The sequence below is a fragment of the Burkholderia sp. AU45274 genome, from assembly GCF_030482505.1.
Classification (GTDB): domain Bacteria; phylum Pseudomonadota; class Gammaproteobacteria; order Burkholderiales; family Burkholderiaceae; genus Burkholderia.
The window spans coordinates 1,621,615-1,646,413 of sequence record NZ_JAUJQE010000001.1 but is presented as its reverse complement, the minus strand read 5'-3'; the positions used below and the strand labels follow the sequence as shown (position 1 = coordinate 1,646,413).

Sequence of the window (24,799 nt, the reverse complement as noted above, 5' to 3'; positions counted from 1 at the left end):
CTCGTTACTTGCCCGCTTCGGCCGCTTTCACGGTCATCGGCGGGTTCGGCCACAGGCCGTACACGGACGGCGCGTACAGCGCCTCGACACGCGTCGGCGGCAAGCCGAACGTGCCGACGTTGTTCAGCCGCACCGTGTACTCGACCGAGAATTTGCCCTTCGGCAGATAGTCGTAGTACGCGCGGTAGCCGTCGAAGTCGCGCTCGATGAACGCCGGCCACGCGCCGTCCGGCGTCTTCTCGCCCTGGGTCGCGGCTTCGGAGTCGCGGCCGAGGCCCGAACCGAGGATCGTCGAACCGGCCGGAACCGGATCGTTGACGACGACCCAGGTCATGTCGCTCTGCGCATCGATGTCGAGATGCACGCGCACGACGTCGCCGCGCGTCAGCACGCCCTTGACGGCGGGCGACACGGGCGTGACGGTCTTCGTGATCCGGTAGCCGGCCGCGAACGGCGAACGCAGCGGCACCGCCGCGAGGCTTTCGATCGTGGCCCACGGGCGGCCCGTGCCGTCCTGCGTGACGGACAGCGTGGCCGGCGCCTGCGACGCGCGCGGCCACGGCAGCATTACGCTGCGGGCCGCGGCGGCGCGGGTGGCCGGGGTGGCCGACGCCGGCGTGTCGGCGGGCGAGGACGCGGGGGCCGATGCCTGCGACCACGAGATCGTGCGCGCGTCGCCGCCGAGCGCGACCTTCGTCGCGCCGGCCACCGGCGTGCTCTCGTAGGTGCGCGAGAAACGTTCGACCGCGAGCAGGCCGAGCGCATTCGACGTCGTGGTCTGCCATGCACCCTGGCGCTGCAGCGCGAGCAGGCCGGCCGTCACGCGCGGCATCTCGTCCTTCCACGCCGGGTCACCGGCGAATTCCAGCGCGAGCCGTGCCGCGTTGGTCTCGTTGCTGGTCATCAGCCACCACAGGTCGTCGTCGCGTGCGGTCGAGAACACGAGCTGCGTGCCCTGGTACGTCAGGCGTGCCCGCAGGATCTGTTCGACCTGCGCGCGTTTCTCGTCGCGTTGCGGGATGTCCTTCACGCGCGTCAGGATCGCGTGATAGTCGATCACCGCGGAAGTCGGCCACTGGTTCGGCGCGATCTCGATCGAGCCGAGCATGCGGCCCTGCGCGGCGCCGTAGCGCGACAGCGCCTCGATCGCGGCGAGCTTGCGCAGGTCGCGATCCTGGCGCGGCGCCCACGGGTTGCGTTCGAGGCGGCCGTCGACGAAACGCGCGAGCCCGGCCTCGAGCTGCGTGCGCAGGTCTTCCGGCAGCGCGAAGCGCGGGTCGAGACGGCTCGCCTCGTCGGACACCACGAGCAGGTACGACGACAGCGTCGCGCTGCCGGCATGCGAATCGTCGGACGACGGCGGGAAGTAGCTCGCGAGCCCGTCGCTGTCGAGATACACGGGCATGCGTGCGATCAGCGCCTGCCATTGCGCGGGGTCGCGCAGGCCGATCGCGCGCGAGGTCTGCTGTTCGAGGCAGCGGTACGGATAGCGCTCGAACCAGCGCTTCACGCCGGGCAGCCCGTCGGCGAGCTTCGACTGCAGCGACACGGCGATGCCGCCGCGCGGCAGGCCTTGCGCGTTGTTCGCGGCGCCGGCCGGGGAGGCGATCGGCACCGTCAGCGTGCCGTCGACTTGCGCGAGGGTCGCCTGCTGGACCGTGACCGGCAGCGCGGGCACGACCTTCTGCGCGACCGCCAGCGCGTCGGACGCGCGCTTGCCGCCTTGCTCGGCCGCTTCGATGCGCCAGTTCAGCGCACCGGCCGCGTCGAGCGCCTGCTCGGGCACGGTGATCGTCCACGCGACCTCGGTGGCCGTGTTGGCCGCGAGCGAGACGGTTTGCGGCGCGACCTCGAGGCCCGTCACGCGCGGCGTCACGACGACCTGCATCGCGCGGTCGGTCGTGTTGCGCAGCGTGACCTGCGCGCGGAACGCGTCGCCTTCGCGCACGAGCGGCGGCAGGCCGGAGATCAGCTGCAGATCCTGCGTGCTGCGGATCGACGTGCTGCCGGTGCCGAAGCGGTCGGGGCCGACCGCCGCGATCGCGACGATCCGGAAGCGCGTGAGCGCGTCGTTCAGCGGCACCTCGACGGTCGCGCTGCCATTGGCATCCAGCGTCACGCGCGGATTCCACAGCAGCAGCGTGTCGAACAGCTCGCGCGTCGGCGCGCTGCCGCCGCCGCCGCCCGCGGGCACGGCCTTGCGGCCGAAGTGGCGGCGGCCGACGATTTCCATCTGTGCCGTGGATGTCTCGACGCCGTACGCGCGTCGCCGCAGCATCGCGTCGAGCAGGTCCCAGCTGTTGTTCGGCATCAGTTCGAGCAGTGCCTCGTCGACGGCCGCGACCGCGATCTGCGTGCCGGCCGGCGCCGGTTGGCCGTTCGGCAGCGTGACCTTCACGTGCGCCTGCGCCTTGCTGCGCACCGTGTAGCGGGTCGCGTCGGTCGTCACGGTCACGCCGAGTCGGTGCACGCCCGTGCCGACCTTGATTTCGCCGAGACCATAGCGGAACGCGGGCTTCGACAGGTCGACGAACGCGGTCGGCGCTTCATAGTGACGGCCTTCGCGCCAGAACGCGCGCGCCCATTCGACCGGCGCCTTCCAGCCCCACGTGAAGAACGAGTACCACGGCACTTCGCGAATCCGGCCGCGCAGCGCGAGCACCGACACGTAGACGTTCGGCCCCCACGATTCGCCGACCTTCAGGTCGACCGTCGGGTTCTTGCCGTTCAGCTCGACGATGTGCGTTTCCATCACGCCGCCGCGTTCGACAGCGACCAGCGCGGTGGCGTAGCGGAACGGCATGCGTACCTGGAAGCGGGCGGTTTCGCCCGGTTCGTACGAGGTTTTCTCGGGGATCACGTCGATCCGGTCGGTGTTGTCGCCGCCGAACCAGAGCTCGTCCTCGCGCGTGACCCACACCGACGTCGACGCGTTCGACGTGCGGCCGTCGCCGTCCTTGGCGACCGCGATCAGCTGCACGTTGCCGGCCTGTTCGAGCGTCGCGTCGCAAGCCATGCGGCCCTTGTCGTCGGTCTTGCCCGAGCACAGCACGCCGAGGTCGCGCGTGTCGCTCTTGTTGTCGTACGCATAGAAGCCGCCGACCATCCGCTTGCGCGACGACGTCGTGATGCGCGCGATGCCCTTGATCTCGATCGGCACCGACGCGCGCGGCTTGCCTTGCAGGTCGACCGCCAGTGCCTGCACGGGCACGCGCTGGCCGACCGATACCCAGCGGCCTGCCTTGATGCCGGCCACCACCGCGGCCGGCCACAGGATCGTGTCGCCGCGAATCGTCTGCACTTCGCCGTTCGGGTCGGCGAACGTCGCTTCGAGCGCGATGCGCTTCGGTGCGTCGACGTCGGGCAGGCCCTTGAGCGTGACCGAGCCCGCGCCGTTGCGGTCGAGCGTCAGCGGCAGCTTGTCGGCGATCAGCTTCGTCGCGTCGGGATCGTTGTTCGACGTCGATGCGTTGTCGCCGTCCTGCGAATCGTCGTCGGCATTGCCGTCGCCCGCTTCGGGGCGATACGGCGTGAAGCTGAAATCCTCGAAGCGATCGGCGAACGGCGGCGACGCCCACTTCATCAGCGCCGATACCTGCACCGGCAGGTTCGATGCGCCGCCCCCCGACACGTAGTCGATCTGCACCGCGAGCGGCGCTTCCTTCACGGCGACGAGCGGGCTCTTCTGCGCGTCGCGCGCGCCGATCGACCCCTTCAGCACCGGCAGGCGGAACGCCTCGACGCGGAAGCTGCCGCTGTAATAGGTGGCGGTCGGCGCGTCTTCCGGGCCGCCTTCGAGTTCGACGCTGTATTCGCCGAGCTTCGCGGCGGCCGGCAGCGTGAACTGCGTGTCCGCGCTGTGATCGGCGGCCCACGTGAGCGGCAGCTTGTAGGTCTGGCCCGTGCCGAGATGGCGGATCGTCACGCGCGTCGGGTATTGCGACGGGAACGCGAGGCTCTGCAGCGTCTCGGCGCGGATGAAATGCTTCATCGACACGGTTTCGCCGGCGCGCAGCAGCGTGCGGTCGAAGACCGTATGCGCGCGCACGGTGCGTGCGCTGTCCGTGTCGGTCGGCACGTTGAAGCGCCACGATTCGATTCCGCGGTTCCAGCCGGAGCTGACGAACGCCATGTCGGGGCCCGTCTTCGGATCGTTCACGCGGGCCGACACGAAGTAGTCGTCGAAGCGTTGCTCCGAGTCGGACGAGCTGCAGGCGCGCTTCGACTCGAACGCGCCGTCGATCTTCAGCAGGCCCTGCGCATCGGTCTTGCCGGACGCGATCTCGTCGCCGTTGCAGTCCGACACGCGGATCTGCGCGTTCGGCACGGGCTTGCCCTTGTCGAGCGTCGTGACCCACACGAGGTTGTTTTCGCGGCCCTGTTTCAGGTGCACGCCGAGGTTGGTGACGAGCACCGTGGTGCGCACGTACATGCTCGACGGCTTCGCGAGCAGCGAGCGGCCGAGCGCGGGCGACGCGAGTTCGAGCACGTAGAAGCCGGGCTTGTCGATCGGCACGCCGACGACCTCGAACGGGCGCAGCGCCTTCGGGTCCGCCTTCGGCAGCGTCAGCGCCTGCACGCCGGGCTGGCCCTTGAGCAGTGTCAGCGAACGCACGTCGATGCGGCGATCCTTCGGCGCGGGCGCCTTTTCGCCGGCTTCGCGCGGCACGTACACGGGATGCTGGCCCTTGCGTTCGAGCAGGCCGGGAATCTGGCGGTCGATCGAGCCGGCCGTCATCGACCAGTTGTCGAAGCGGTCGACCGTGCGCATCCACTGGCGGATCGCGGTGTCGTCGTCGACCTTCAGGTTCGAGAACTGCGCGCCCTGGGTGTTGAGGCCGTCGATATGCAGGTCGGCCTCGACGTTGCGCAGCGTGACGGGCACGAGCGCGGGCGAATCGGGTTCGGCGAAGCGCTCGACGATCCCGAAGGTGCCCGACGAGAATTTCGCGAGCGGCGGCATCGGCGCGGTGCGCGTCGCGAGCGGGAACAGGTCGGCGTTCGACAGCGGTCGATCGGTCACGTCGCGCAGGCCAGACGGCAGTTCGATCGTCAGGCCGGCCTGTTCGGGCAGCGGCGGGTTGAACGTGACGGTGGTGACTTCCTCGCTCTTGTCGTCGGCCGCGAAGGTCGGCGCGAGCGTTCCGTCAGGGCCGCGCAGCTTGATCGCCTCGGCGTGCTTGCGCGAGATTGGCGCGTTGAACGACAGCGTGAGCGGGCGCAGCGGAGTGCAGGGCGCCTTCGCGTTCTCGCGTTCGCACGAGAAGCTCGCGGCGAACGGGGCCCGCACGGTGAAATCGAAGCGGCGCTCCGTTTCGTTCGGGATCCCGCTCGGGCTCGTGACGCCCTTGCCGTACACGAGCTGCATCTTCGCGCTCGCCGGCAGCGCCTGGGCGCACGACAGCGTCAGCACGCGCGCGGCATCCTTCTTCAGGCCGAAGTGATCGAGCAGCGCGTTGCGCGCATCGTCGTCGGCGGCCGTGACGGGAATGCGGTTGCCGATGCCGGCCGCTTCGCACCAGATGTTCGCGAGCGCCGAGCGCGGTTCGGCCGGGCCGTTCAGCTTCAGCACGAACATCTGCCGCTCCTCGATCTCGCGCGAGCCGGGGCGGACGTTCACCGGGAACGGGCCGCCCGTCTGGAACGTGAAGCGGCGCGGGCCGCTGGCCGCGTTGCCGGCGACCGAGCGCAACGTGTCGTTGAGCGCGACCGAGCAGCGCACGCCGGGCGGCAGGTCGTTTTCGAAATCGTAAACCCAGGTCTTGTCGTCGAGCCAGTGGCCCTGGCCGCGCGCGGCCGTGGAGTCGTTGCAGGTCACGCGTGCCGGATTCGGCGCGGAGGCCGAGCCGAACGCGACCATCGGTTCGTCGAACTTGACGACGGTTTGCCGGACCTCGGTGACGGTGCCTTGCGGCGACACGCTCACCGTGCGCGCCGCGCCCGCATGCAGCGACAGCGCCGTGGCGCCGCCGAGCGCCGCGACGGCGCCGATGCGCCAGAGCAGCCGGGTGGTGTGGTTGGTTCGTTTTGCTTTGTTCTGTTTGTCGTGCTGCTTCATCGCTCGTTGCCCTTGGAGGGAAGCTTTCTGTTTGATTGCACGGGATTCTAACCGACCGACCTGCGCGCGCATCGCACTGCACAGTGTGTCGTCGGCGTGCGACACTGAGGTGCGTGCCGCAGATTTGTCGCGTCAACGACACAAAAATGCAGCGAAATGTCGATTGTCTCGGATTGCGGAACATTTAATGGACTATAAAAAGATTGTTCGATCCGATTTGTGCGCGTACATTTCAGGTCCGCGCCAATGTTTGAGAAATATCAAGCGTGGTTTTCCCGAATCCGGTGTTCGAGAGAAGGAAACATGCACAACGACAACACTCCCCACTCGCGTCGCTCGGGCGACGCAGCCGTAACAGGCATCACACGGCGTCAATGGCTGCAGGGCGCACTGGCGCTGACGGCGGCGGGCCTCACGGGCTCGCTGGCGTTGCGGGCCCTGGCCGACGATCCCGGCACCGCGCCGCTCGATACGTTCATGACGCTCTCCGAAGCAGTGACAGGCAAGAAGGGATTGAGCCGCGTGCTCGGCCAGCGCTTCCTGCAGGCGTTGCAGAAGGGTTCGTTCAAGACGGCCGACAGCCTGCCTCAACTCGCCGGCGCACTCGCGTCCGGTTCGCTGAATCCCGACCAGGAAGCACTCGCGCTGAAGATTCTTGAAGCGTGGTATCTCGGCATCGTCGATAACGTCGTGATTACCTACGAAGAAGCATTAATGTTCAGCGTCGTATCCGATACGCTCGTGATCCCGTCGTATTGCCCCAACAAACCCGGCTTCTGGGCCGAAAAACCGATCGAGAGGCAAGCCTGATGGCCGATACCGATACGCAAAAGGCAGACGTCGTCGTCGTCGGGTCGGGTGTCGCAGGCGCGATCGTCGCGCACCAGCTCGCGATGGCGGGCAAGTCCGTGATCCTGCTGGAAGCCGGCCCGCGCATGCCGCGCTGGGAAATCGTCGAGCGCTTCCGCAACCAGGTCGACAAGACCGATTTCATGGCGCCGTACCCGTCGAGCGCGTGGGCGCCGCATCCGGAATACGGCCCGCCGAACGACTACCTGATCCTGAAGGGCGAGCACAAGTTCAACTCGCAGTACATCCGCGCGGTAGGCGGCACGACGTGGCACTGGGCCGCGTCGGCGTGGCGCTTCATCCCGAACGACTTCAAGATGAAGACCGTGTACGGCGTCGGCCGCGACTGGCCGATCCAGTACGACGACATCGAGCATTACTACCAGCGCGCCGAAGAGGAACTCGGCGTGTGGGGCCCGGGCCCCGAGGAAGACCTGTACTCGCCGCGCAAGCAGCCGTACCCGATGCCGCCGCTGCCGTTGTCGTTCAACGAGCACACGATCAAGAGCGCGCTCAACGGCTATGACCCGAAGTTCCACGTGGTGACCGAGCCGGTCGCGCGCAACAGCCGCCCGTACGACGGCCGGCCGACGTGTTGCGGGAACAACAACTGCATGCCGATCTGCCCGATCGGCGCGATGTACAACGGCATCGTGCACGTCGAGAAGGCCGAGCAGGCCGGCGCGAAGCTGATCGACAGCGCGGTCGTCTACAAGCTCGAGACCGGGCCGGACAAGCGCATCACCGCCGCGGTCTACAAGGACAAGACGGGCGCCGACCATCGCGTCGAAGGCAAGTACTTCGTGATCGCCGCGAACGGCATCGAGACGCCGAAGATCCTGCTGATGTCCGCGAACCGCGATTTCCCGAACGGTGTCGCGAACAGCTCGGACATGGTCGGCCGCAACCTGATGGACCACCCGGGCACCGGCGTGTCGTTCTACGCGAACGAGAAGCTGTGGCCGGGCCGCGGCCCGCAGGAGATGACGTTGCTGATCGGTTTCCGCGACGGCCCGTTCCGCGCGACCGAAGCCGCGAAGAAGATCCACCTGTCGAACATGTCGCGTATCAACCAGGAAACGCAGAAGATCTTCAAGGCCGGCAAGCTGATGAAGCCCGAGGAGCTCGACGCGCAGATCCGCGACCGTTCCGCGCGCTACGTGCAGTTCGACTGCTTCCACGAAATCCTGCCGCAACCCGAGAACCGCATCGTGCCGAGCAAGACGGCCACCGACGCCGTCGGCATCCCGCGCCCCGAGATCACGTATGCGATCGACGACTACGTGAAGCGCGGCGCCGTGCACACGCGCGAGGTCTACGCGACGGCCGCGAAGGTGCTGGGCGGCACCGAAGTCGTCTTCAACGACGAGTTCGCGCCGAACAACCACATCACGGGCGCGACGATCATGGGCGCGGATGCACGCGACTCGGTCGTCGACAAGGACTGCCGCACGTTCGACCATCCGAACCTGTTCATCTCGAGCAGCTCGACGATGCCGACCGTCGGTACGGTGAACGTGACGCTGACGATCGCCGCGCTTGCGCTGCGGATGTCGGACACGCTGAAGAAGGAAGTCTGACCGTGCGGAAATCTACTCTCACCTTCCTCCTCGCCGGCTGCCTCGCGCTGCCGGGTCTCGTACGCGCGGCCGATGCGGCCGATCCGGCGCTGGTCAAGCGCGGCGAATATCTCGCGGTCGCGGGCGACTGCATGGCGTGCCACACCGCGAAGGGCGGCAAGCCGTTCGCGGGCGGTCTCGGCATGCCGGTCCCGATGCTCGGCAAGATCTACACGAGCAACATCACGCCCGATCCCGAGACGGGCATCGGCAACTGGTCCGCCGAGGACTTCGAGCGCGCGGTGCGCCACGGGGTGTCGAAGAACGGCGACAACCTGTATCCGGCGATGCCGTATGTGTCGTACGCGAAGATCAACGACGACGACGTGCAGGCGCTGTACGCGTACTTCATGCACGGCGTCGAGCCGGTCAAGCAGGCGCCGCCGAAGAACGAGATCCCCGCGCTGCTGAGCATGCGCTGGCCGCTGAAGATCTGGAACTGGCTGTTCCTGAAGGACGGGGTCTACCAGCCGAAGCCGGCGCAGAGCGCCGAGTGGAACCGCGGCGCGTATCTCGTGCAGGGCCTTGCGCACTGCAGCACGTGCCACACGCCGCGCGGCATCGCGATGCAGGAGAAGTCGCTCGACGAAACGGGCGGCAGCTTCCTGTCGGGCTCGGTGCTCGCGGGCTGGGACGGCTACAACATCACGTCCGACGCCAATGCGGGGATCGGCGGGTGGACGCAGCAGCAGCTCGTCCAGTACCTGCGCACCGGCAGCGTGCCGGGCCTCGCGCAGGCGGCCGGCCCGATGGCCGAGGCGATCGAGCACAGCTTCTCGAAGATGACGGAAGCCGACATCGGCGCGATCTCGACGTACATTCGCACGGTGCCGGCCGTCGCCAGCGGCGATGCGAAGCAGTCGCGCGCGTCGTGGGGCAAGCCGGCCGAGGACGGCCTGACGCTGCGCGGCGTCGCGCTCGCGTCGTCGGGCATCGATCCGGCCCGGCTCTATCTCGGCAACTGCGCGACCTGTCACCAGATGCAGGGCAAGGGCACGCCGGACGGCTATTACCCGCCGCTGTTCCACAACTCGACGGTCGGCGCATCGAATCCGACCAACCTCGTGCAGGTGATCCTGAACGGCGTGCAGCGCAAGGCCGGCAGCGAGGACGTCGGGATGCCGGCGTTCCGCCACGAGCTGTCGGATGCGCAGATCGCCGCGCTGACTAACTACCTGACCGGGCAGTTCGGCAATCCGGCCGCGAAGGTGACCGAGCAGGACGTCGCGAAGCTGCGTTGAGGCGGCGCGCGACGAAGCAGGGCGATAACTGACAAGAGGAGGAGCACAGCACATCGGGTCGTTGCCCGATGCCGGTTGTTGCAGAGCGGGGCGGGCGGCGCAGGCGGCCGCCCGTCCTGGTTCATTCGCAATCCGGTGCGCCGGGCGTGTTTTCGCCGTGCGCATCGCTTTCGTTGATCGACACCATGACACCGAATCAACCGTTTCTCGCGTCCCAGCGCGATGTGCTGCTGCTGCTTGCCCGGATCCTGCTCGTGATCCTGTTCGTCATGTTCGGCTGGAAGAAGATCGTCGACTTCCCCGGGACCATCGCGTTCATGGGTTCCGAAGGCGCGCCCGCGCCGATCATCTCCGCCGCGATTTCCGTCGTGATGGAGCTGTTCGTCGGGATCGCGATCCTGGTCGGTTTCCAGACGCGGGCGCTCGCGCTGCTGCTGGCGCTCTATACGATCGGCACCGGCATCATCGGTCACCACTACTGGACGATGACGGGCGGCGAGCAGATCAACAACATGATTCATTTCTACAAGAACATCGCGATCGCCGGCGGCCTGCTCGCGCTTTGCGCGGCGGGCCCCGGTCGTTTTTCGATCGATCGCGGATAAACGGACCCGGGGCGCGCGCATGGGGCACGCGCTGGAAGGTCGAGACTCCGAGGGGGCATCATTTTGCGACTCAAACATTTCGCATGGCTGATCGCGGCTGCCACACCGGCGGCCGCTTTCGCACAGACGAGCGTGACGCTGTACGGCCGCGTCGACGGCGGCATCGAATACCTGAACCACATCGCGAAGCCGAACGGCGGCAGCGGAACCCGCTGGAGCGCCGAAAGCGGCGACTGGGGCACCAGCATGTTCGGGCTGAAGGGCATCGAGGATCTCGGCGGCGGGCTGTCGACGGTCTTCAACCTCGAAACCGCGTTCCAGGTGATGAACGGCCAGACCGGCGGCGGCCGCATGTGGTCGCGGCGCGCGTACGTCGGGCTGAAGAGCAACACGTGGGGCCAGCTGCAGGCCGGCCGCAACCTGTTCATCGACAGCGACGGCGTGTGGGAATTCGACCCGTTCGTGCAGCAGGCGTTTTCGTCGGCCTCGCTCGTGCGCGGCCGCAACTGGCAGCAGACCAGCAACAACATCGAATATCACAGCCCGGTGATCGGCGGCTTCGACGTGCAGGCGCAATACGCGTTCGGCAACCAGTCGCGCGGCTTCAACTACGGTGCGGCCGACGATTTCGGCCGCTCGGACGGGATCATGATCTCGTACCACTCGCCGTTGCTCGACGTGCGCGGCATCTACGACGAACTGCGCGACAACAACGGCAAGTTCAGCAATATCTTCACCGCGTCGCGCGAGTATTTCGTCGGTGCGAACGTGAAGGTGTCGAAGTTCAAGATCCAGGGCGCGTATACGCATTACCAGGCGCCGGACAGCCCGGCCGGTGTCGCCGATCGGGCCGATCACTACTGGCTCGGTGCGACTTACACCGCGACGCCGCAGTGGGCGGTGACGGGTGGCGGGTACTACGTGAAGGTGGGCGATGGCGGCGGCGATGCGTCACACGATCCGTCGGGGCACGCGATGATGTATGTGTTAGGGACCACGTACAACCTGTCGAAGCGCACGTTCCTGTATGGCACGGTCGCTTATGTGCGAAACGGCGGCAATTCGAACTTCTCGCTGCTCGCGACGCCGCGCGATGCGACGTCCGGGACGAGTCCGATGACGGGCGAGTCGCAGACGGGGGCGTATGTGGGGATGATGCATACGTTCTGAGCAGGCGGTTACGCGACCGGTACGCAACGCACGGGCGGTGGCTGCCCGTGCGTTGTTGTGTTTAGAGTGTGTGAACGGTGTCGATCAGAACGCGCACGCGTCGGTCGTGGTGAGCGTCGCGAACGGCCCACCAAGCGTCGTGTTGTGATGCGCGACGATCCGCTCGGCCGGCAGCTCCGGCATGTCCATGCAGGTGTGCGCATCGGTCACGAGCACCGCACGAAAGCCGTGATCGGCGGCCGCACGGCAGGCCGTATCGACGCAGTACTGGGTCTTCATTCCCGCGATGACGATCTCGCCGATGCCGGCTTCGCGCAGCCATTCGGCGAGCCGCGTACCGGCGAAGCTGCTCGACTGCGCCTTGTCGAACACGATGTCACGCTTCATATCGATCGCGAGTTCCGGCACCAGCGCGGTCAGCGGGGAACCGGGCGCAATCGGCGAACCGACAGGCCCGGTGTGGCGCACGGCGAACACCGGTGCATCGGCTTCATGCGCGCGACCGATCAACCGGTTGATGTTCGCGAGCACGCGTTCGCCGTCGTACGGACGCTCGGGGCCATGAAACAGGCCGACCTGCATGTCGATGACGAGCAGTGCGCGTTTCGGGGAACAGACTTCTGGCATTGCGTTTCTCCTGAGTGACCGATACGGACGGAGAAACGACAAGACCCCGTCCGGAACCGGCGGGGCCTGTGAGGGATGGCGCTACGACCTTGCGCGCACTCGCCGCACGAGCCCGCCGAAGGCGGTCGTGCGCGTCGTGGTCGAGGGGGTGGTCGTGATGTGGCGCATGGAGCGATCATGCACGATGCACGCGCGCCACGTCAATCCTGCATCGCGCATCGGCCACCAGTCAGTCGAGTGCCTTCCCGGCCTTTTCATCCATGCAGCGGACAGCAAGCAGCGTCATCGCGCCGCAGCCGATCGCATACCACGCAGGCGCATTCGGATTCCCGGTCGCCGCGATCAGCCACGTGACGAAGAATTGCGCGAAGCCGCCGAAGATCGCGACGCCGACGCTGTACACGAGCGCACCGCCGGTCGCGCGCACCGCACGCGGGAACAGTTCGCCGAGCATCGCGCCCGTCGCGCCGATGTTGATCGCATGCACGATCGACAGCGCGGCGATGATCGACAGCAGCGATGCGGCGCCCGGCCAGCGGTTCAGTGCGATGAACGCCGGGTAGATCGCGGCCATCAGCACGATCCGCGTCCACCAGACGATCCGGTTGCGTCCGTAGACGTCGGACAGGTGGCCGCCGATCGGCGTCACGAGCATCAGGATCGCGCCCGCGACGCTGCCGGCCGTCATCGACAGCCACGTCGGCAGGTGCAGCACCTGCACGCCGTAGATCGCCATGTAGAACACGATGATGTAGTGGATCGACGTGCCGCCGATCGTCACGCCGAGGCCTGCGAACACGGCCTTGCCGTGATGGCGCAGCACGTCGGCGAGCGGCAGCGACGCGACCGGCTCGTCGTGTGCGGCGGCAGGCGCGGCGGCCGGCACTTCCTCGACGGTGCGGCGCAGCCAGTAGCCGAGCGGCACGAACAGCGTGCCGATGATGAACGGCACGCGCCAGCCCCAGCTTTCGAGCTGCGCGGCATTCAGCGTCGACGTCAGCGCGACGCCGGTCAGCGCGCCGGCGAGCGCGGCGAGCCCCTGGCTCGAGAACTGGAACGACGCGTAGAAGCCGCGACGATGCTGCGGCGCCTGTTCGAGCAGCAGCGTCGTCGACGCGCCGACTTCGCCGCCCGACGCGAATCCCTGCAGCAGGCGCGCGAGCACGAGCAGCAGCGGTGCGGCGAGCCCGATCTGCGCGAAGGTCGGCGCGACCGCGATCGTCGCGGTGCCGAGCGCCATCAGCAGCAGCGTGAGGATCATCGCCTTCTTGCGGCCGGCGCGGTCGGCATACATGCCGATCACGAGCCCGCCGAGCGGGCGCGTGACGAAGCCGACGCCGAAGCTCGCCACCGCGAGCATCAGTTGCCCGAACGGCGAATGCACGGGAAAGAACAGCTTGCCGATCAGGATCGCGAAGAAGCTGTAGACCGTGAAGTCGTAGAACTCGAGCGCGTTGCCGACGGCGGCGGCCGCGATCAGCCGGCGTTTCTTCGCGGCGGCGCGTGCATCGACCGGCGTGCCGGCGAACGAAAGGGCGGACGTTTCCATGTGGGGCTCCCCGGTTGGGCGCGAAACGATGGGGTAAAGGGCCGTCAGGCGGCGAGCCAGGCTTCGGCGATGCGAACCCAGTAGCTCGCGCCGATCGCGAGGATGTCGTCGTTGAAGTCGTAGCCGGGGTTGTGCACCATGCAGCCGCCCTTGCTGCCGATCCCGTTGCCGATGAACGCGTAGCAGCCGGGGCGCGCTTCGAGCATGAACGCGAAATCCTCGCTGCCCATCAACGGCGCGGCGTCGGTTTCGACGCGTTCGGCGCCGAGCATCTGGCGCGCGATGTCGGCCGCGAACGCGGTCGGTTCCGCGTGATTGACGAGCACCGGGTAGCCGTAGTCGTAGTCGACTTCCGCCGTGACGCCGAAGCTTTCCGCCTGGCCTTTCGCGAGCGCTTCGATGCGGCGCGCGAGCAGCGCGCGCACGTCGGCGTTCAGCGCGCGCACCGACAGTTTCATCGTGACGGTTTCGGGAATGATGTTGAACGTCTCGCCGGCCTGCACGCTGCCGACCGTGATCACGGCCGCATGCTGCGCGTCGACCTCGCGTGCGACGATCGTCTGCAGCGCGACCATGATGCTGCCCGCGGCCGACATCGGATCGCGCGCGAAATGCGGCATCGCGCCGTGGCCGCCGACCCCGCGCAGCGTGATCGTCACGCGGTCGGCCGACGCCATCGCGGCGCCGGTGCGGAAGGCCATGTCACCGGCCGCGCGGCCCGGCATGTTGTGGATTGCGAAGATCGCATCGCACGGGAAGCGGTCGAACAGGCCGTCGTCCATCATCGCCTTCGCGCCGCCGAAGTTTTCCTCGGCCGGCTGGAAGATCAGGTTCAGCGTGCCGGAGAACTGGCGCGTGGCTGCGAGGTGGCGCGCCGCGCACAGCAGCATCGCGGTGTGGCCGTCGTGGCCGCACGCATGCATCTTGTTCGCGTGGCGGCTCGCGTACGGCAGGCCCGTGGTTTCCGCGAGCGGCAGCGCGTCCATGTCGGCGCGCAGCCCGACCGTGCGCGTGCCTTGCCCTTCGCGCAGCACGCCGACCACACCCGTCTTGCCGATGCCGCGATGCACTTCATAACCCCAGCCGGCGAGCAGCTCGGCGACGAGATCGCTCGTGAGCGTTTCCTCGAACGCGAGCTCGGGATGAGCGTGGATGCGGCGGCGCACTTCGACCAGCTCGGGTGCGATCGCGGCGATACCGGGGATGACGGGGTTCACGGCTTGCAGCATGGTATCTCCTGTGGGGCAGGTGGGCGTTTGACGCACATATGACGAGCAAGCATATAAATTTCTTTTGTGTACCAGAAGCTGATAAATTGCTTTGGTGCTCACCACCGGTTGCCGCTCGGGAATACCCTGAGCCGGCGTGTGCCGCGCAGCACGGGGTTTCCACGGATCACGCGTCGCCGCCATGAAATACCATCAGCTGAAAGCGTTCGTCACCGTCGCGGAAGAGGGGAGCATTCGCGCGGCCGCGCGGCGCCTGAACGTGTCGCCGGCGGCGCTGACGAAGGCGGTCAAGGAACTGGAGATCGCGCTCGGCGTATCGCTCGTCGTGCGCACCGCGCGCGGCGTGCAGCTCACCGCGTTCGGCCAGCAGTTGCAGGTGCGCGCGCGGCTGATCGTCGCCGAAATGCAGCGCGCCCGCGACGACATCGAGCAGGCGCAGGGCGCGATGACGGGCTCCGTCGCGGCGGCGATCACGCCGGCCGCCGCGGTGACGATCCTGCCCGACGCGTTTCGCGCATTCCGGCGCCGCTTCCCGGTGGCGCGCGTCAACCTGATGGAGGGGTTTCCGGGCGTCGCGCTGCCGCGCCTGCACGACGGTTCGCTCGATTTCGCGGTGGCCGTCGTCGTGCCCGAACTGCTGGCGGCCGAATTCGATCACGCGGAGCTGTATGCGAGCCGGTCGCTGATCGTCGCCCGCAAGGGGCATCCGCTCGCGTCGGCCACGTCGCTCGCCGAGCTCGTCGAAGCCGACTGGCTGATGAACCCGTCGCCGGAAAGCTCGACGCAGGTGCTGTTCAATTCGTTCGTCGCCTACGGGCTACCGGTGCCGGCGCGTGTCGTCGAGTGCCCGAGCTTCGGGCTCGCGCGCAGTCTGATGATGGAATGCGACCTGATCGCGTCGATGCCCGAGCAATTGCTGCAGGCCGAATGGGCGCGCGACCAGCTCGCGGTGTTGCCAATCCGCGAGCGCCTGCCGGGCGTCTCGGTGCAGGTCATCACGCGTCGCGACAGCCCGCTGACACCGGCAGCGGCGATGCTGCTCGACTGCCTGCGTGATTCCGCGCGGCGCAAGGGGTTGCGGTGAACCGGCGCTCGCGGTCGGCGATCTTCAATACATCGTCATCCTGACGATTATCCGTGCGGCGTTGCCGTTGTCTGACGGGCACGTGGCTTGCGCAGCGGGCACGCCGTTCCGGCGCATGCCGCGCGAGCCGGTATCATAGCGGCCGGCCCGCCGCTCCGGCCGGCCTCCAACAACATCGCCATCCGGCATCCAGCAATCAGAGGCATTTCATGACCAGTGCAACCCAATTCGACAACGTATCGATCGTCAAGCGCGCGAACGTCTATTTCGACGGCAAGTGCGTGTCGCATACCGTGCTCTTCCCGGACGGCACGCGCAAGACGCTCGGCGTGATCCTGCCGTGCGCGCTCAACTTCGGCACGGACGCCCCCGAATTGATGGAAGTGCAGGCCGGCAAGTGCCGCGTGAAGCTCGACGGCAGCAGCGAATGGCAGACCTACGGCGCGGGCGAATCGTTCTCGGTGCCGGGCAAGAGCCGCTTCGACATCGAAGTGCTCGAGACGCTCGATTACGTCTGCAGCTACCTGTAACACGCCGCCGCGCTGCAAAAGAAAAGCCCCGCCGAAGCGGGGCTTGTCGCAAGCGGATGGCGCCAAGGCCATCCGAAGCGCCTGTTCTCGTTACAGGCAGGCGTTGATGTCGCCGGCCGACGATGCATCGCCACCGCGGAAACCTACCCAGGTCTTCGCATTGGCGGCGTTGGCCGGGCGCACGACGGCCGCGGCGCCATTCGGCGGCTGCTGGCCCGGCGCATACACGGCCATGGCGAGGCCGTTCGCGAGTTCATACTGCGACGTCACTTGTTGCTGTGACTTGTCGGCCCAGGTCTTGGCGATGCACTGCGCGACCTGGTCGGCGGGTTTCTGGCTTTGTCCCACGTTTTGCAGGGCAGAATCGGCTGCATGAGCAGAAAATGCCACGGTCAATGCGATGAGCGGTAAGTATTTCGCGTTCACGTTATCTCCCTCGAGTCGTGATTGATTGAGTGGGATGCGCAGCAGGACTGCGTAACAGTGAGATCGCATCGGGCGAGCACGGTTCCGGCTATTCCGAAACAAGATGTTAACGCGCTTGCCAAATGGCGGCTCCGATGCTTTGCACGTTGCTGCGGCGCGGCATGCATCGTGTGCGGCACGACGTCATGCGCTGCGTGGTCGGCGCGCTGCCCGGTCGTATGGTGACGTGACGGTCGCGGCGAACGGCATATGTCTTCATGCCGTGCCGTGACTCTTTATTGGATCGCGAAGTGGAATGGCTGGATGGATGGCCCCGTCGCATGAGCACCATGATGACAAACTTTCGCCCGTCGAATTGTTAACCAACTTTAAACACGGGAAGCGGCGGAATGCGATGCGGCACGCGAGAGGCGTGCCGCATCGCGAGCGCAAGCGGTGATGCGAGCGGAGCGTACGCGGCGAGGGGGCCGCGCAGTGCAGTGGGTCAGCCGGCCTTGCGCGTGCCGATGTCGCGCAGGTTGGCCGGGACGATCGGGCGGAAGCGTTCGCGCTTCTGTTCGTCGTCGAAGTGCTGGAGTGCGGGTTTGATCAGGTCGCTGCGCGACACGATGCCCGTGATGCGCATCGATTGCTCGTCGTCGACAACCGGCAGACGTTCGAGGCCGAGCATCGCGAGTCGCGACGCGACGACGCGGCACGTTTCGTGCGCCTGCGCGACCGTAGGCGCGCGGTCGGCGAATGCGCCCGCGATCGGCGTGTCGGCCGCGGCCCGTGCGCGCTGCGCGTCGAGCGTCGCGCGATCGACGAGACCGAGCAGGCGGCCGTTCTGCACGACCGGGTACGCGCGGTGCGTCTGCTTCGCGCCGAAGTACTGCGACTCGACGGCATCGAGCGTCGCTGCGCCGTCGATCGCGACGAGCCGGTCGGCCGACGTCATCACTTCGCCGATGTCGTGCCGCTCGAGCGGATCGACGCCGTATTCGCGATAGATGTGATAGCCGCGACGTGCGATCTTTTCCGTCATGATCGAGCGCTTCATCACGATGGTCGCGAAGCCGTGCGCGACGAGCGTCGCCGCGAGCAGCGGCAGCAGTGCGTTCGCGTCGTGAGTGAGGCCGAACGCGAACACGATCGCGGTCAGCGGGGCGCCAAGTGTCGCGCCGAGCGTCGCGGCCATGCAGACCAGCGGCCACAGCGCCGGGTCGCCCCCCGGCAGCACCGGCGACAGCACGGTGCCGAGGCCGGCGCCGAGCATCAGCAGCGGGGCGAGCACGCCGCCCGACGTGCCCGAGCCGAGCGCGATCACCCACATCACGGCCTTCACGATCAGCAGCGCGAGCGCGATCTTCAATGCGATGTGCTGATGCAGCAGATCGCCGATCACGTCATAGCCGACACCGAGCGCGCGCGGTTCGAGCCAGCCGCCGATGCCGATCACGACCGCGCCGAGCGCGGGCCACCACATCCAGTGCACCGGCAGCTTCGCGAAGGTGTCCTCCACACGATACAGCGCCGCCGACAGGCCGCACGCGAGCATGCCCGACAGCAGGCCCGCGACGATGCACGACAGCAGCGCGACGGGCGTCGGTGCGGCGGTGGTCAGCGGAAACAGCGGATCGACGCCGAAGAACACGGCGCGGGCAAAACCGGCCACCGCGCAGGCGAGCGCGACCGGCAGGAAACTGCGCGGGCGCCATTCGAACAGCAGCAGTTCGACCGCGAGCAGCACGGCGGCGACCGGCGTGCCGAACACGGCCGTCATGCCGGCGGCCGCACCGGCGACGAGCAGCGTCTTGCGCTCGGCGGCGGTGACGTGCACGCACTGCGCGATCAGCGAGCCAAGCGCGCCGCCCGTCATGATGATCGGGCCTTCTGCGCCGAACGGGCCGCCGCTGCCGATCACGACGCCGGACGACAGCGGCTTGAGGATCGCGACCTTCGGCGACATGCGGCTCTTGCCGAACAGGATCGCCTCGATCGCTTCGGGAATGCCGTGGCCGCGGATCTTTTCCGAACCGAAGCGCGCCATCAACCCCACGATCAACCCGCCGATCACCGGCACGATGATCACCCATGCGCCCAGCGTGCTGTTCGCCGGCGATCGGTCGGCGAACGAGAACTGCTGGTAGAAGAACAGGTTCGTGAACAGGTGGATCAGGCTCAACAGCACGAATGCGGCCAGCGTGCTGAGCAGGCCGATCCCGGCGGCGAGCAACGCGATCCTGGGCAGGCGGTCGTTGGTCGCGAAATCGCGTTTGTGTGGTGCGTTCATCGGAGTGGACAGAGCAGGGGTCAGTAATCGATCTGGGGAACCTGGAACGCGTCCTTGAGCGATCTTAGCTCGGCGCGGTGCATGGCCGCGAGACGCGCGAGCAGCGTCTCGCCGGCTGGCTCGAGGTGGACCTCGACCTGGCGGCGATCCGCTTCGCTCGTCTTGCGCTTCACGAGGCCGAGCGCTTCGCAGCGCGTGACCAGCGCGACGACGCCGTGATGCTGCGCCTGCAGGCGTTCCGCGAGTTCGCCGATGGTCGCCCATTCGCGATGCGGATAGCCCTTGATGTGCAGCAGCAGCAGGTATTGCAGCGGCGTCACGCCTTCGCTTTGCGCGGCGCGTTCGGAGAAGCGCTCGAAGCGGCGCATCTGGTAGCGGAACTCGGACAGTTGCTGGAAATCGCTTTTCGCCAGCGCGCGTCGGGTATCGTTCATCGGGGCGGTCGGACAGTCGGTTTCGGTAGCGATTAATATATCACAACATGATATAAATGGCCGAGTGGGGGCGAATGGAAGGCATTCCGCGTTGTGCCGGCCGTTAGATGCGTTACGTGCGCTGCATGCGCTACGCGGCCTCGCGCATTTGCGTCTGCCGATAAAGGCCCGTGACGAGATCCGTCTGGGTAATGATTCCGACGAGCCGGCGCGATGCATCGACGACCGGAATATGGTGGTGGCCCGAATGCGTAAACAGCGGCACGAGCGCGGTGATCGGCATCGTCTCCGGCACGCACGCGACGTCGCGCGTCATCACGGTGGCGACGCTCGCCGGCTGGCCGCCGAACGATTGCGGCAGCCGCGCCGACAGGCGTTGCCACAGCGGGGTCGGACGGCGCAGTTGGCGCGTGAGGTCCGCACGCGTGACGATGCCGGTCAGGCGGCCTTCGCCGTCGACGACCGGCAGCGCCTTCACACGGTGGCGGTCGAGCAGCGTGAGCGCGGCCGTCACCGACGTCGACGGCGCGACTTCGATCGCGTTCTTCGTCATCAGGTCGGCGCACGACAGCTGGCCGAACGTGCGCGTATAGGCTTGCATCTCGGTTTCGCGCAGCAGCGCTTCGAGATCGTCCGGATCGACGTCGAGCCATTCGCCGCGACGCTTCAGCACCGCATCGAGGTCGCCGCGCGTGAAGCCGCCGCGCGCCGGTGCGGCGCCGCCTGCCTGCGGTTTCGCTTCGGGGCGCACGCCGCCGTGCGGGTAGCGGTGCCCGGTCAGCGCGTGATAGGCGAGCGCGGCCGACAGCAGGACGGCCGATTGCAGCGCGATCGGCTCCAGCACGAAGCTGAACCCGAGCGAATGGATCGCCGGGCCGCCGACCACGGCCGTGAGCGCGACGGCGCCCGACGGCGGGTGCACGCAGCGCAGCACGAACATGCCGCCGATCGCGCACGCGATCGCGACCGCGGCGGCCGTGATCGGATCGGCGATCCATTGTGCGCACGCGACACCGACCGTCGCCGCGACGAGATTGCCGCCGATGATCGACCAAGGCTGCGCGAGCGGGCTCGCCGGCACCGCGAACAGCAGCACGGCCGACGCCCCCATCGGTGCGACCAGCAGCGGCACGAGGCCCGGCACGCCCGGCAGCAGCCGCATCGTCACGCCGACCGTCGCGATGCCGACGAGCGCGCCCGTGCACGAGCGCAGGCGTTCACGCCAGCCCAGCGACATCGGATGGGGAACGAAGCTGTGCAGCCATTGCCGCAACGTGCGGCGCGACGAAGGGGAGCCTGACGACATGGACGGTAAGCGGTAAGGATGACAGCGCGGATGCGCGCTGCGACAAGCGGCGAATTATATCGCGTTGTGATACAAATCGTCGCGCTGCATCAAGCCGTTGCATACGTGCGACGGACATGCCTTGCAAAAAGCTTTCATCCGATGAAAGTTTGCAGGCCGGACAAACGCGCAAATTTGTCTGCGGCGGCGTACAATTCGGGCCACTGAATCCCCCGTCATGCCAGAACCCACGTACGCGATGCCCGCTCTCCCGCCTTTCCCCCGGCACGGTGATCGAATTGACGTGGTTCGCGGCTGCGTTCCGTTTTCCACCTGACGCGAGCGCTGCCGACGCCTCCCCACTGACTCTCCCCAAGCCAATTCAATGGACATGCTCGAAAACATGCGCCTGTTCGTGCGCGTTGTCGAAGCCGGCAGTTTTACTGCGGTCGCGAAGGAAATCGACGCGACCACCGCGCAGGTGTCGCGCGCGGTATCGAACCTCGAAGCGCACGTACAGACGCGGCTGCTGCATCGCACGACGCGCCACCTCGGTCTCACCGAAAGCGGCGAACGCTATTTCGAGCGCGCAAAGTCGATCCTCGCGGAAATCGACTACGCGAACGCGGAGGCGCGCAACGCGCTGCTGCGGCCGAGCGGCAAGATGCGCATCCATGCGATGACGGGGCTCGGGCAGAGTCATGTCGTGTCGTCGATCGTCCGCTACCAGGAGGACAACCCCGACGTGTCGGTCGAACTGACGCTCGCCCAGCGGATGCCGAATCTCGTCGAGGAGGGCTACGACGTGTCGATCGTGACGGCGTCGCAGCTGCCCGATTCGGGCTATGTCGCGCAGACCTGCGGCACGAGCTGCAGCGTGCTCGTCGCGTCGCGCGAATACCTGGCGCGCCACGGCACGCCGCAATCGCCCGACGAATTGCCGAACCACGTGTGCCTGCGCCTCGATACGCCGGCCTCGCCGGCCAGCGAATGGCGGCTCGAGCGCAGCGATGGCGAGGAGGCGGTCTACGAACTGCAGCCCGCGCCGTTCCAGGTCAACGTGCCGGACGCGCTGTGCGTCGCGGTGCGCGCCGGGCGCGGGATCGCGTGCGTCGCGCTGTATACGGTGCTCGACGACATCCGCGAAGGGCGGCTGATCCGCGTGCTGCCCGAGTACCGGCTGCAGACGGTGAGCGTGTATGCCGTCTACGCGACGCGCCGCTATCTCGACGCGAAGATCCGCACGTTCCTCGACCACCTGCGCACGACGCTCACGCCCGCGCTGGAGAACGACCTGCGCGAACTCGACCGGCTGACGACCGAACTGACGCCGGGCGGCCGCAAGCGCGCGTGACGATCCGCGCGGGCGTGCGCCGCGCGAACCGCACGGGCCGCGGCGCGGTTCATGCGCGCGGCGTGATGCGAATCCGCTCGAAGCGTCCCGCGAGCCACGCGTAGGCGGCGATGCCGAGCAGCCCGTGCGCGGCGACGAACCACAATGCGCCGGCGAACGAGCCGGTGCTGGCGACGAAATAGCCGATCACGAGCGGTGTGACGATCCCGGCGATGTTGCCGAGGCCATTGAACACGCCGCCGCTCAGGCCGACCATGCCTTCCGGCGCGGTGTCGGCGAGCACGGCCCAGCCGACTGCCGCGAGCCCCTTGCCGAAGAACGCGATCGTCATCAGCGCGATCACGACTGCATTCGACGATGCGCCGTTCGCCAGCACGAGCAGCGTCGCCATCGCCATCCCCACGACGAACGGCGTCTTGCGCGCCTTCGACGGATGCATGCCGCGCCGGATCAGCCAGTCCGACAGCACGCCGCCGAGCACGCCGCCCGTGAAGCCGCAGATCGCCGGCAGCGCGGCGACCCAGCCGGCCTCCATGATCGTCATCCCGCGCCCCTTGATCAGGTAGATCGGGAACCACGTGATGAAGAAGTAGGTGAGCGCCGTGATGCAGTACTGGCCGACGTAGATCGCCCACAGGTTCCGGTGGCGGAACAGTTGCGACACGTCGTGCCACGACACGCGTGGCTGTTGGCGCACGCGGTTCGCTTCGAGATCGACGAGCGCGCCGTGCGCACGCAGGTAGTCGCGTTCCGCGTCGCTCACGCGCGGGTGGCCGTGCGGCTCGCGATACCACGCGAACCACAGCGCGGCGAGCGCGATGCCGAGCAGCCCCATCCACAGGAACACGTGCTCCCAGCCGAGCGCATGCGTGAGCCACGCCATCGCGGGCGTGAACAGCACGACGGCCATGTACTGCGCGGAATTGAACAGGGCCGACGCGGTGCCGCGTTCGGCGGTCGGGAACCAGCATGCGACGATTCTCGAATTGGCCGGGAACGCCGGCGATTCGACGAGGCCGAGCATGAAGCGCATGACGAACAGCGCGAGCGTGGCGGATGCGCCTTGCACGGCGAGCCAGCCGACCGTGCCTTGCAGCATCGTGAAGACCGACCACAGCAGCAGGCTCAGGCCGTACACGCGCCGTGCGCCGAAGCGGTCGAGCAGCCAGCCGCCCGGGATCTGCCCGATCGCATAGGCCCACGCGAACGCGGAAAAGACGATGCCGAGCTGCACGGGCGTCAGCCCGAGGTCGTGCGCGACGCCGGTGCCGGCGATCGACATCGTCGCGCGGTCCGCATAGTTGATGACGGTGACCGCGAAAATCAGCGCGAGGACCGCATAACGGACGCGGCCGATCGTGCGCGAGGCGGCGGGTGACGCGGCGAGGGCGGCGCCGCTGGTTCGATTGGGCATGCGTGTCTCCTGGCCTCCGTCATGCGGAGGCATCCGGTGTTGTAACGAGGGGCGGCCGTGCGGTGTGCCGTGATCAGCGTGTGACGCTGGTCGGCGGGCGCTGGCCCGCGAAGCACGCGGCGAGGTTGGCCAGCACGATCCGGCCCATCTCTTCGCGCGTTTCGCGGGTCGCGCTCGCCCGGTGCGGTTGCACGACGACACGGTCGAGTTCGAGCAACTCGGCCGGCACGTGCGGTTCGTTCGCGAACACGTCGAGGCCGGCGCCGGCGATCGTGCCGTCGGCGAGTGCGCGAATCAGCGCGGCTTCGTCGACCAGCTTGCCGCGTGCGACATTGATCAGGAATCCTTGGGGGCCGAGCGCGGCGAGCACGTCGGCGGTCACGAGCACGTTGCCGTGATCGGCCGATGCCGCGATCACGAGCACGTCGCTGTCGCGCGCGAGCGCGGCGAGGTCGGGCACGAAGCGATAGCCGCTGTCGCGATGCTCGCGCGGGCCGAAGTAGCTCACAGGCATCCGGAACGCCTGCGCGCGCTGCGCGATCGCGCGTCCGACGCGGCCGAGCCCGACGATGCCGAGCCGCTTGCCGCTCACCTGCGTCGCGAGCGCCTGGGCCGTCTTGCCCCAGCGGCCGGCGCGCACGATGCGCTCGCCGGCGCCGAGGTCGCGCAGCGTCATCAGGATCAGCCCCATCGCCATGTCGGCGACGTCGTCGGTCAGCACGTCGGGCGTCGTCGTCACGTGGATGCCGCGTGCCCGCGCCCGCTCGAGATCGACGGCGTCGGTGCCGATGCCGCTGATCGCGACGATCTCGAGCGCGGGCAGCCGGTCCATCAGCGCGGCGGCGAGGCCGTTCGCGCCGCCGGTCACGACACCGCGAATGCGTGCGGCCACGCGATCGAGCAGTGCGTCCGGCTGCTCGGCCGCATACAGCCGGTGCACGGCGTAACGGGTGGACAGTTCGGCGTCGATGGTGTCGGGGAGCGGCTGGGTGAGGAGGATGTCGATGGTCATGAAGGTCTCGGTCGGTATGCGCGGCGCGGGCCGCGCCGTGC

General features: G+C 67.7%; 18 protein-coding genes. 8 read left to right on the top strand and 10 right to left on the bottom strand.

Annotated elements, in window-relative coordinates:
• Nucleotides 1–4 precede the first annotated feature (4 nt).
• Complete coding sequence (locus tag QZM35_RS07295; protein ID WP_301775684.1) at nucleotides 5–6,058, bottom strand: alpha-2-macroglobulin; 6,054 nt, start codon at nucleotides 6,056–6,058, stop codon at nucleotides 5–7.
• Nucleotides 6,059–6,361: 303 nt separating this feature from the next.
• Here QZM35_RS07295 and QZM35_RS07290 point away from each other — a divergent pair, with 303 nt between their 5' ends.
• The 5 genes from QZM35_RS07290 (at nucleotide 6,362) to QZM35_RS07270 (ending at nucleotide 11,542) form a co-directional block, all read left to right on the top strand.
• Nucleotides 6,362–6,868 (top strand): sugar dehydrogenase complex small subunit, encoded by a 507-nt coding sequence (locus QZM35_RS07290; protein WP_089427274.1) that lies wholly within the window; start codon nucleotides 6,362–6,364, stop codon nucleotides 6,866–6,868.
• Complete coding sequence (locus QZM35_RS07285; protein ID WP_301775683.1) at nucleotides 6,868–8,487, top strand: GMC family oxidoreductase; 1,620 nt, start codon at nucleotides 6,868–6,870, stop codon at nucleotides 8,485–8,487. The genes QZM35_RS07290 and QZM35_RS07285 overlap by 1 nt, the downstream gene beginning before the upstream one ends.
• 2 nt (nucleotides 8,488–8,489) lie before the next feature.
• On the top strand, nucleotides 8,490–9,767 hold the full coding sequence (locus QZM35_RS07280; RefSeq protein WP_089427276.1) for a cytochrome c: 1,278 nt from the start codon (nucleotides 8,490–8,492) through the stop codon (nucleotides 9,765–9,767).
• A gap of 185 nt (nucleotides 9,768–9,952) precedes the next feature.
• Nucleotides 9,953–10,372 carry a DoxX family protein gene (locus QZM35_RS07275; RefSeq protein ID WP_089429075.1) on the top strand — a complete coding sequence of 140 codons (420 nt, stop codon included), beginning with the start codon at nucleotides 9,953–9,955 and terminating at the stop codon, nucleotides 10,370–10,372.
• 63 nt (nucleotides 10,373–10,435) lie between these two features.
• Nucleotides 10,436–11,542, top strand: a complete 1,107-nt coding sequence (locus tag QZM35_RS07270) for a porin (RefSeq protein WP_046548031.1) — start codon at nucleotides 10,436–10,438, stop codon at nucleotides 11,540–11,542.
• An 84-nt stretch (nucleotides 11,543–11,626) separates the two neighbouring features.
• Here the strand turns inward: QZM35_RS07270 and QZM35_RS07265 are convergent, their stop codons facing one another.
• The 3 genes from QZM35_RS07265 to QZM35_RS07255 all read right to left on the bottom strand — a co-directional run bounded on the left by QZM35_RS07265 (nucleotide 11,627) and on the right by QZM35_RS07255 (nucleotide 14,947).
• The gene (locus tag QZM35_RS07265; protein ID WP_301775682.1) at nucleotides 11,627–12,169 is read right to left on the bottom strand and encodes a cysteine hydrolase family protein; all 543 of its coding nucleotides are present in this window, start codon (nucleotides 12,167–12,169) and stop codon (nucleotides 11,627–11,629) included.
• Nucleotides 12,170–12,398: 229 nt separating this feature from the next.
• The gene (locus tag QZM35_RS07260; RefSeq protein ID WP_301775681.1) at nucleotides 12,399–13,718 is read right to left on the bottom strand and encodes an MFS transporter; all 1,320 of its coding nucleotides are present in this window, start codon (nucleotides 13,716–13,718) and stop codon (nucleotides 12,399–12,401) included.
• Between the two features lie 44 nt (nucleotides 13,719–13,762).
• On the bottom strand, nucleotides 13,763–14,947 hold the full coding sequence (locus QZM35_RS07255; RefSeq protein ID WP_089427279.1) for a M20 aminoacylase family protein: 1,185 nt from the start codon (nucleotides 14,945–14,947) through the stop codon (nucleotides 13,763–13,765).
• A gap of 181 nt (nucleotides 14,948–15,128) precedes the next feature.
• On the opposite strand from QZM35_RS07255, the gene QZM35_RS07250 reads away from it, so the two are divergent.
• Both QZM35_RS07250 and QZM35_RS07245 read left to right on the top strand, forming a co-directional pair.
• The gene (locus tag QZM35_RS07250; protein WP_089427280.1) at nucleotides 15,129–16,031 is read left to right on the top strand and encodes a LysR substrate-binding domain-containing protein; all 903 of its coding nucleotides are present in this window, start codon (nucleotides 15,129–15,131) and stop codon (nucleotides 16,029–16,031) included.
• A gap of 209 nt (nucleotides 16,032–16,240) precedes the next feature.
• Nucleotides 16,241–16,561 (top strand): pyrimidine/purine nucleoside phosphorylase, encoded by a 321-nt coding sequence (locus tag QZM35_RS07245; RefSeq protein WP_021162026.1) that lies wholly within the window; start codon nucleotides 16,241–16,243, stop codon nucleotides 16,559–16,561.
• A 90-nt stretch (nucleotides 16,562–16,651) separates the two neighbouring features.
• Here QZM35_RS07245 and QZM35_RS07240 read toward each other — a convergent pair whose 3' ends face one another.
• The 4 genes from QZM35_RS07240 to QZM35_RS07225 form a co-directional block, all read right to left on the bottom strand.
• Entirely contained in the window at nucleotides 16,652–16,987 is a 336-nt protein-coding gene (locus tag QZM35_RS07240; RefSeq protein WP_021162025.1) for a hypothetical protein, read from the bottom strand.
• 484 nt (nucleotides 16,988–17,471) lie between these two features.
• On the bottom strand, nucleotides 17,472–19,259 hold the full coding sequence (locus QZM35_RS07235; RefSeq protein ID WP_301775680.1) for a chloride channel protein: 1,788 nt from the start codon (nucleotides 19,257–19,259) through the stop codon (nucleotides 17,472–17,474).
• A gap of 20 nt (nucleotides 19,260–19,279) precedes the next feature.
• Nucleotides 19,280–19,693, bottom strand: a complete 414-nt coding sequence (locus QZM35_RS07230) for a MarR family winged helix-turn-helix transcriptional regulator (protein ID WP_089427282.1) — start codon at nucleotides 19,691–19,693, stop codon at nucleotides 19,280–19,282.
• Nucleotides 19,694–19,823: 130 nt separating this feature from the next.
• Entirely contained in the window at nucleotides 19,824–20,999 is a 1,176-nt protein-coding gene (locus QZM35_RS07225; RefSeq protein ID WP_301775679.1) for an HPP family protein, read from the bottom strand.
• 364 nt (nucleotides 21,000–21,363) lie between these two features.
• Here QZM35_RS07225 and QZM35_RS07220 point away from each other — a divergent pair, with 364 nt between their 5' ends.
• The gene (locus QZM35_RS07220; protein WP_301775678.1) at nucleotides 21,364–22,332 is read left to right on the top strand and encodes a LysR family transcriptional regulator; all 969 of its coding nucleotides are present in this window, start codon (nucleotides 21,364–21,366) and stop codon (nucleotides 22,330–22,332) included.
• A 49-nt stretch (nucleotides 22,333–22,381) separates the two neighbouring features.
• On the opposite strand, the gene QZM35_RS07215 is transcribed toward QZM35_RS07220, so the two are convergent.
• Together QZM35_RS07215 and QZM35_RS07210 are read right to left on the bottom strand one after the other, a co-directional pair.
• Nucleotides 22,382–23,746 carry an MFS transporter gene (locus QZM35_RS07215; protein ID WP_089432837.1) on the bottom strand — a complete coding sequence of 455 codons (1,365 nt, stop codon included), beginning with the start codon at nucleotides 23,744–23,746 and terminating at the stop codon, nucleotides 22,382–22,384.
• Between the two features lie 73 nt (nucleotides 23,747–23,819).
• The gene (locus tag QZM35_RS07210) at nucleotides 23,820–24,758 is read right to left on the bottom strand and encodes a 2-hydroxyacid dehydrogenase (RefSeq protein WP_301775677.1); all 939 of its coding nucleotides are present in this window, start codon (nucleotides 24,756–24,758) and stop codon (nucleotides 23,820–23,822) included.
• Between the last annotated feature and the right edge of the window lie 41 nt (nucleotides 24,759–24,799).